Origin of the sequence: Pseudomonas sp. PDM27 (genome assembly GCF_019219205.1) — a bacterium.
In the GTDB taxonomy this organism is placed as follows: Bacteria; Pseudomonadota; Gammaproteobacteria; order Pseudomonadales; family Pseudomonadaceae; genus Aquipseudomonas; species Aquipseudomonas laurylsulfatiphila.
This window is the reverse complement of record NZ_JAHUWF010000016.1, coordinates 174925-181680: the sequence shown is the minus strand read 5'-3', so window position 1 is coordinate 181680 and position 6756 is coordinate 174925. Positions and strand designations below refer to the sequence as shown.

Sequence of the window (6756 nt, the reverse complement as noted above, 5' to 3'; positions counted from 1 at the left end):
AGCGCTGTGAGGCGTTGAGCTAACCAATACTAATTGCCCGTGAGGCTTGACCATATAACACCCAAGCAATTTGCGCTTAAAAGCCAGATTGCGGTGTGTGAAGACGAAACGAACCGAAAGTTCGAGAGACTCGCAAAACACCAGCTGTCACATACCCAATTTGCTGAAGCGCGGCCAACAGGCCACGACTCGGTACCCGAATTTCTTGACGACCATAGAGCGTTGGAACCACCTGATCCCATCCCGAACTCAGCAGTGAAACGATGCATCGCCGATGGTAGTGTGGGGTTTCCCCATGTGAGAGTAGGTCATCGTCAAGATTAAATTCCGAAACCCCAATTGCGAAAGCAGTTGGGGTTTTGTTTTTGTCCGCAGGAAATTCAAACTACTGCCCCAACCGCTCCAATGTGTGCTCCAGCGGATCCAGCGACACACAGATAAAACCATCAAGCGGTCGATTGAGTTCCTCCACCAGCAAGATGGTTGCCCCCGTCGACAGGGCACACATCAGCAATACGACGACAATGGTCCCGTTGCGTGGTGCAAACAGGCCGAACGAGCCAAAGATAATCCCCAGCCACGTCACCAGGATCACCAGCATCACCGGTGGGATCGATTGATTGGACTGCAGCAGGGTCAGCCAGCGGGCGGCAAACACGGCGTCCATGTCTTGCAATGCCTTGGCTTTGAGCGAGCGCTGATCATCGTTAACGGGAGAGAGTAACTCCACCTGGCGTTGCAGGCCTTCGGAGCGATGGATCACTTCGGGGCTGTCGAGTTTTGCAATCTGACGGCGATCGCGGGTCGCGAGCACTTGGGTGACTTCGGCGAAGTTGTGCTTGAGTTCGGTACGGATGCCCTGGGTATCGGGGCCATAGCGGGCCAGCAAGCGGTCGAATTGAATCACTTTCGCCGCCGCGCCCTCCAGCTCCGCATTGGCCGTATCGAAGGTGTTTTTGGCTGAGGAAACGAGCAAACCGAGGACCAGCGCCGACATCGTTGCGATGAGGCCGGTGGCCAGCTTCAACACCGCCACGGAGTCATCGCTCAGATGTTGGCTCGGTAACCGCTCCCTCACGTACGAACCCAGCAGTGCGCTGGCGAACAGGCAGGCAAAAACGATGAGGGCGATCACCAGGTCATTCAAATTCAATCTCCGTTGACGCTGCCTTCCGCGGGGAGAGATCTACCGGTACTTGATCACGATGCCTTTGAGCTTGCGTCCCTCGATGGTCGTCACGTCGCGAGCCCACAGCGGTCCGTTGGCATAGGCTCCAGGAGCAAGCGTTTGAAACGGCTGGGCCAGGACAGGTCATGGGCTGGCATAGCGGGTTAGCTCCTCTGGTCCGCTGCTATCGATGTGGCAAGTTGACGGTAGCAGACAGGCCGGGAGTTGCCAGAAAGCCCAACCTTTTCAGGTTGGGCTTACTTGTGCCTTCGTTTCTGTCATTCGACAAAGGCCCTTCACTGATCCTTTTCGCAATTGACCATCCACGACACACCAAAACGGTCGACCAGCATGCCGAAGCGCGCCGCCCAGAACGTGGTCTCCAGGGGCATTTGCACAGTGCCACCGTCTGCCAGTGCATTGAACACCCGTTCGGCCTCGGCAATGCTGTCGACGTTGAGTGAGATCGAGCAGGCACTCATTTTATCGACGGGGCGATCCGGTGTGGTGTCCGACCCCATGATCGCCTGATCGCCCACGATCAGGCGGGTATGGATGATCAGGTTGTGCAGCCCCTTGGGGAAATGCTCACCCGCAGGGGTTTCACCAAAGGTCAGCATGGCTTCGATCTGGCCTTGCAGGCACTTCGCGTAGAACGTGAAGGCGGTTTTGCAGTCGCCGTTGAAGATAAGGTAGGGATTGATTTTCATGGTCGGCTCCAGGTGCTCATGTACACACAACGGTTTGGACGCCGGTTTTTTCGGCGAATTCCGATTGTGTCGAGCCGACAAGCAAAGCGCTAAATCTTTGTCGGAGCTTGTGTTTCTTTAGATGTTTTTTCCATAGGACGGGCGAGGCTTATCGCCTCCGGCACACGCCGCGGCGCCAGCACACGTTCGATGGCGCCGCTGACCATGCTTTCCAGCAGTTCCTCACGTTCGTGCTCGTCCAGCACATGGGGCGTCAGCCAGCTGGGGGCGCTGTTGAGCAGCGCACCAATGGCATGCCCGGCGGCCAGCAGGCCTTGCTCGCTGAAACGCGACTTCGCGCCGAGCATCTTCAGCAACGTGCGTTCGTATTGCTCGCGCAGTTGCCGGACCCGAGCCTGTTGCTCTTCGTTCAGGCAACCGCTATCGCGCTCCACCAGGCGGAAATGCCAAGGCATCTCCCGGTGCAGATTCAGATGGGCGCGGATCAGGCTGTTGAGTTTGTCGCGTTTGCCGGGCGCTTTTTGCTGGATGCGCCCCAGAGTGGCCAGCAGCTCCTCGTAGAACTCCTCGATCAGGTCCAGCAGCAGATGCTGTTTGCTGGGGTAATGGTGATACAGCGAGCCAGGGGAGAGCCCCAGGCACGTCGCGAGCTCACGCATGCCGACCTGGCCGAACCCCTTGCAGGCAAACAGCTCCAGGACCTTGTCCCGGTACTCGGCAAAGCGCGAGCAACGCTCAGGCATAGGCATGGAAGCCGCGCCCCGTCTTGCGCCCCAGGTAACCGGCAGCGACCATTTCCTTGAGCAATGGCGCCGGGCGATATTTGCTGTCGTTGAATCCGTCATAGAAGGCTTCGAGGATCGACAACAGGGTATCCAGGCCAATCAGGTCCGCCAGGGCCAACGGGCCGATAGGCTGGTTGCAGCCCAGGCGCATGCCGGCGTCGATGTCTTCGGCGCTGGCCAGGCCCTCCTGGAACACCAGGATCGCCTCGTTGATCATCGGCACCAGGATCCGGTTGACCACGAAGCCCGGACGGTTGCCGGCGGTGATCGCGGTTTTGCCGAGGGTGGTCGCCATGTCCAGCGCCAGTTGGTGGGTCGCGTCACTGGTTTGCAGGCCGCGGATGACTTCGATCAGGCCCATTACCGGCACCGGGTTGAAGAAATGCAGGCCGATGAAGCGCTCTGGCTGGCTGACACTGGCGGCCAGTTGGGTGATCGACAGCGACGAGGTGTTGGAGGCAATGACGCATTCGCTGCTGACTTGCGCGGCGATCTGTTGCAGCACACGCAGTTTCAGGTCGAGATTCTCAGTGGCTGCTTCGATGACCAGTTGCGCGTCGCGCAGGACGCTGTAATCGGTGCTGGTGCGGATTTTGTCGAGGGTGGCCTGCTTCTGCTCTGGCGTCAGGGTTTCCTTGGCGATCTGCCGATCCAGGTTTTTACCAACCGTCGCGAGGGCTTTTTGCAACGCGCTTTCAGAGATGTCGAGCAGGGTCACGTTAAAACCGGCCAAGGCACAGACTTGTGCGATGCCGTTGCCCATGGTGCCCGCACCGATCACCCCGATGTTTTGCAGATTCATTTTCCGTCCTTCGATCAAACCCTGCGATACCTTGGCCGCGATTGCGGTCGAAGGCGTACTATTGCCGCGAGTCTAGAGCCGGCAGGGCGGTTGTCCTATGCCAAAACTGTTCAACGGCACTGATGTTTTTTGCCATTCGGGTGATGAGAGAGAAGCGAACCAATGCGGGAAAAGGACTCGGTTGCCGCCTATTTCGTGCAGGCAATGATCCATGGGCTGAGGGACGATCCGCAGCGCGTGACGGCCGTGCTCGAACAGGCGGGTATTGATCCGGCGGTCATGCAACAACCCACGGCGCGGGTGCCGGCCAACGCGTTTGCGGCGTTGTGGCTGATTCAGATCCGCGAACTCGACGACGAGTTTTTCGGGCTCGATTCCCATGGCATGCCGCCGGGCAGTTTCGCCCTGATTTGCCGCGCCCTGATTCAGGAACCCGATCTGCACAAGGCCATGCGTCAGTGCCTGGCCAACTTCGGATTGTTCCTGCGCGACTTTCGTGGCTCGCTGGCCGTGCGGGGCAAACGTGCGGTCATCAGCCTGCAGACCCGTTCGAAGGACAGCGATGCCAGCCGGTTTGGTGAAGAAACCTTCCTGGTGTTGATGATCAGTCTGCTGTGCTGGCTGGGCGGGCGGCGCATTCCCATTGACCGTGCGGACTTCCGCCACTCGCGCCTGTCGCTGAGTGACGACCGCCTGCTTTGGGGGCCCAACCTGACCTTCGGTGCCGAGCGCACTGAAATCGAATTTGCCAGCCATTACCTGCGCCTGCCGGTGGTCCAGGACCTGGCGTCGCTGAAAGTGTTCCTGCGCACCGCGCCGCAATGGCTGGTGATCCGCTTCCGTAACCAGCATGGCCTGGCCTCGCAGGTTCATCAGCGCTTGCGCGGCAGTCACTACAGTGAATGGCCGACGTTGCAGGCCTTTGCCCTGGAACAGCACCTGAGTCCCAGCACCTTCCGCCGCAAACTGGAGCGCGAAGGCTGTTCCTATCAGGAGATCAAGGACGAAGTACGGCGCGGCGTGGCCTTTGAGCAACTGCGTCAGAGCGACGCGAGCATCAGCGATATCGCCGAGCAACTGGGCTTCCAAGAACCCAGCGCCTTCCATCGCGCGTTCAAGAAGTGGACCGGGGAAAGTCCGGGGCGCTATCGGGCCCGTTATCAGGGAGACTGTGGGAGCGAGCCTGCTCGCGAAAGCGATAGGTCATTCAACAGTGATGTCGTCTGACACTCCGCCTTCGCGAGCAGGCTCGCTCCCACAGGGATCTGTCATGGCATTTCCGGCAGTTCCTGCGGGCGCAGGTCGAAGACCAATACTTCAGCGTCCACGCCGTTGCTCAAGGTCAGCGCCTGTTCATCACGGACCCGCACACCGTCGCCTTCCTGCAGCAACACGCCGTTGAGTTCGACGCTGCCCCGGGCCACGTGCACGTAGGCATATCGGTTGGCGGCTAGTTCCAGGGTGGCGCTTTCCTGGCCGTCGATCAGGCCGGCATACACCCGTGCATCCTGACGCACCTTCAGCGAACCCTTGGCGCCGTCCGGCGAGATGATCAGCTGCAGGCGCCCGCGTTTTTTCCCGGTGCTGAAGTGCTCCTGCTGATAGCGCGGTTTGGCGCCGCTGACGTCGGGCACGATCCAGATCTGCAGAAAGTGCACCGGCCGCGTGCTGGAGTGGTTGAACTCACTGTGGGCCACGCCGCTGCCAGCGCTCATCAGTTGCACATCGCCGGGGCGGATCACCGACCCGGTGCCCAGGGTGTCCTTGTGTTCCAGGGCACCCTCAAGCACATAGGAGAAGATCTCCATGTCGCGGTGCGGGTGCTGGCCGAAGCCTTTGCCGGCGGCGACGCGGTCGTCGTTGATCACCAACAGGTCGGAAAAACCCTGCTCTTTCGGGTTGCGGTAGTTGGCGAAGGAAAAGGTGTGGAATGACTTCAGCCAGCCGTGATTGGCCAGGCCACGATCCGAGGCTTTGCGAAGAGTCAGCATGATGAAATCTCCTGTGGGGACGTGAATTCGTCCGAGTGAGGAGAAGGTTAATGTTTACTCGTTTGTGCAATAAGTAGGTGAAAACTTAAATACTGTCTCCTAAGGGTTGACAGTGTCGGGGCGCGAATCAGTTATTTTTTTCCGACGTCTGACTTGTGTTTGGCCATAATGCACAGCACTCCCTCATGCCGGGCGCAGGCCTTGTGGGAGCGAGCCTGCTCGCGAAGGCGTCGTGTCAGTCGCTATCAACGTTGGCTGATACACCGCGTTCGCGAGCAGGCTCGCTCCCACAAGGTCCCGGTGTTTGGCGGACCGACTCAATTTGATCCCAGTGAATTCCAATCCATGAAAACCGTGGCAATGGTGCTGTTTCCCGACTTTCTCCTGCTCGATATGGCCGGGCCCATGGAAGTGTTTTCCATCGCCAATCGTTATCTGAAACCCGACGATCACTATGTGCTGTCGACCATCGGCACCGAACCCGGCGCATTACGGGCATCCAATGGCGTGAGCGTGCAGGCCGACCGGCACATCGACCAGGCCTGCGAAGGTTTTGATTTGCTGCTGGTACCCGGCGGTCCCGGTGCCTACAGCGAAAAGTATCCGCCGTTGCTCGACTGGCTCAGGCACAACGTGAGCCGGTCCGCCGCTTATGGCTCGATCTGCACCGGAGCGTTCGTGTTGGGGCATGCGGGCTTGCTCGACGGCTATCGCGTCACCACCCACTGGCACTACACCGAGCGGCTGATCAAGGGCTTTCCGAAGGCGACCGTCGAGACCGACCAGATCTTTGTCCAGGACCGCAACCTGATCACCTCCGGCGGCGTCACCGCCGGGATCGACCTGGCGTTGTCGGTGGTGGCGCAGGACCACGGCAAAAAAATCGCCCAGGACGTGGCCAAGGTCTTGCTGGTGGTGATGAAGCGTCAGGGCGGGCAGGCACAGTTCAGCCCGTTGATGGCGGCGGTGGCGCCTCACGAAACGCCGATTACCCGCGTGCAGAACCACGTGCTCGAGCACCTCGACGAGCCCTTCAGCATCGAGCGTATGGCGAGCCTGGCCAACATGAGCCCGCGGCATTTCTCCAGGGTGTTCGCCCGGGAGGTGGACATGACGCCGATGGAGTTTCTGCAAAGCGCGCGCATCGATTGCGCCAGGAACCTGCTGGAAACCAGCGAGTTACCGCTCAAGACCGTGGCCTTCAAAAGCGGCTTCGGCAGCGTGCGGCACATGCGTTTTCTGTTCAGTGAAAAGCTTGGCCTGACCCCGACTCAATACCGCGAGCAGTTCAGCTAGCGCG

The 6756-nt window shown here is 59.6% G+C and carries 7 protein-coding genes and 1 rRNA gene; 3 read left to right on the top strand and 5 right to left on the bottom strand.

The window, feature by feature from the left end:
- Window positions 1–204: 204 nt before the first annotated feature.
- A 5S ribosomal RNA gene (gene rrf / locus KW838_RS26780) occupies window positions 205–320 on the top strand.
- Between the two features lie 65 nt (window positions 321–385).
- Here rrf and KW838_RS26775 read toward each other — a convergent pair.
- From KW838_RS26775 to KW838_RS26760, 4 genes are all read right to left on the bottom strand, one after another.
- Window positions 386–1147: a DUF4239 domain-containing protein gene (locus KW838_RS26775; RefSeq protein ID WP_102702817.1), complete on the bottom strand. Its 762-nt coding sequence runs from the start codon at window positions 1145–1147 to the stop codon at window positions 386–388.
- Window positions 1148–1464: 317 nt separating this feature from the next.
- Complete coding sequence (locus KW838_RS26770; RefSeq protein WP_218504074.1) at window positions 1465–1878, bottom strand: VOC family protein; 414 nt, start codon at window positions 1876–1878, stop codon at window positions 1465–1467.
- Window positions 1879–1967: 89 nt separating this feature from the next.
- Complete coding sequence (locus KW838_RS26765) at window positions 1968–2627, bottom strand: TetR/AcrR family transcriptional regulator (RefSeq protein WP_218504073.1); 660 nt, start codon at window positions 2625–2627, stop codon at window positions 1968–1970.
- Complete coding sequence (locus tag KW838_RS26760) at window positions 2614–3465, bottom strand: 3-hydroxybutyryl-CoA dehydrogenase (RefSeq protein ID WP_218504072.1); 852 nt, start codon at window positions 3463–3465, stop codon at window positions 2614–2616. The genes KW838_RS26765 and KW838_RS26760 overlap by 14 nt, the downstream gene beginning before the upstream one ends.
- A 162-nt stretch (window positions 3466–3627) precedes the next feature.
- On the opposite strand from KW838_RS26760, the gene KW838_RS26755 reads away from it, so the two are divergent.
- Window positions 3628–4692, top strand: a complete 1065-nt coding sequence (locus KW838_RS26755) for an AraC family transcriptional regulator (protein WP_218504071.1) — start codon at window positions 3628–3630, stop codon at window positions 4690–4692.
- 41 nt (window positions 4693–4733) lie between these two features.
- Here KW838_RS26755 and KW838_RS26750 read toward each other — a convergent pair whose 3' ends face one another.
- Window positions 4734–5456: a pirin family protein gene (locus KW838_RS26750; RefSeq protein WP_218504070.1), complete on the bottom strand. Its 723-nt coding sequence runs from the start codon at window positions 5454–5456 to the stop codon at window positions 4734–4736.
- A 345-nt stretch (window positions 5457–5801) separates the two neighbouring features.
- Here KW838_RS26750 and KW838_RS26745 point away from each other — a divergent pair, with 345 nt between their 5' ends.
- Window positions 5802–6752 carry a GlxA family transcriptional regulator gene (locus KW838_RS26745; protein WP_218504069.1) on the top strand — a complete coding sequence of 317 codons (951 nt, stop codon included), beginning with the start codon at window positions 5802–5804 and terminating at the stop codon, window positions 6750–6752.
- Window positions 6753–6756 lie beyond the last annotated feature (4 nt).

Coding starts and splice junctions, on each gene's coding strand:
- KW838_RS26770 (WP_218504074.1), bottom strand. CDS start 1,878: ATGAAAATCAATCCCTACCTTATCTTCAACGGCGACTGCAAAACCGCC.
- KW838_RS26765 (WP_218504073.1), bottom strand. CDS start 2,627: ATGCCTATGCCTGAGCGTTGCTCGCGCTTTGCCGAGTACCGGGACAAG.
- KW838_RS26755 (WP_218504071.1), top strand. CDS start 3,628: ATGCGGGAAAAGGACTCGGTTGCCGCCTATTTCGTGCAGGCAATGATC.
- KW838_RS26750 (WP_218504070.1), bottom strand. CDS start 5,456: ATGCTGACTCTTCGCAAAGCCTCGGATCGTGGCCTGGCCAATCACGGC.
- KW838_RS26760 (WP_218504072.1), bottom strand. CDS start 3,465: ATGAATCTGCAAAACATCGGGGTGATCGGTGCGGGCACCATGGGCAAC.
- KW838_RS26745 (WP_218504069.1), top strand. CDS start 5,802: ATGAAAACCGTGGCAATGGTGCTGTTTCCCGACTTTCTCCTGCTCGAT.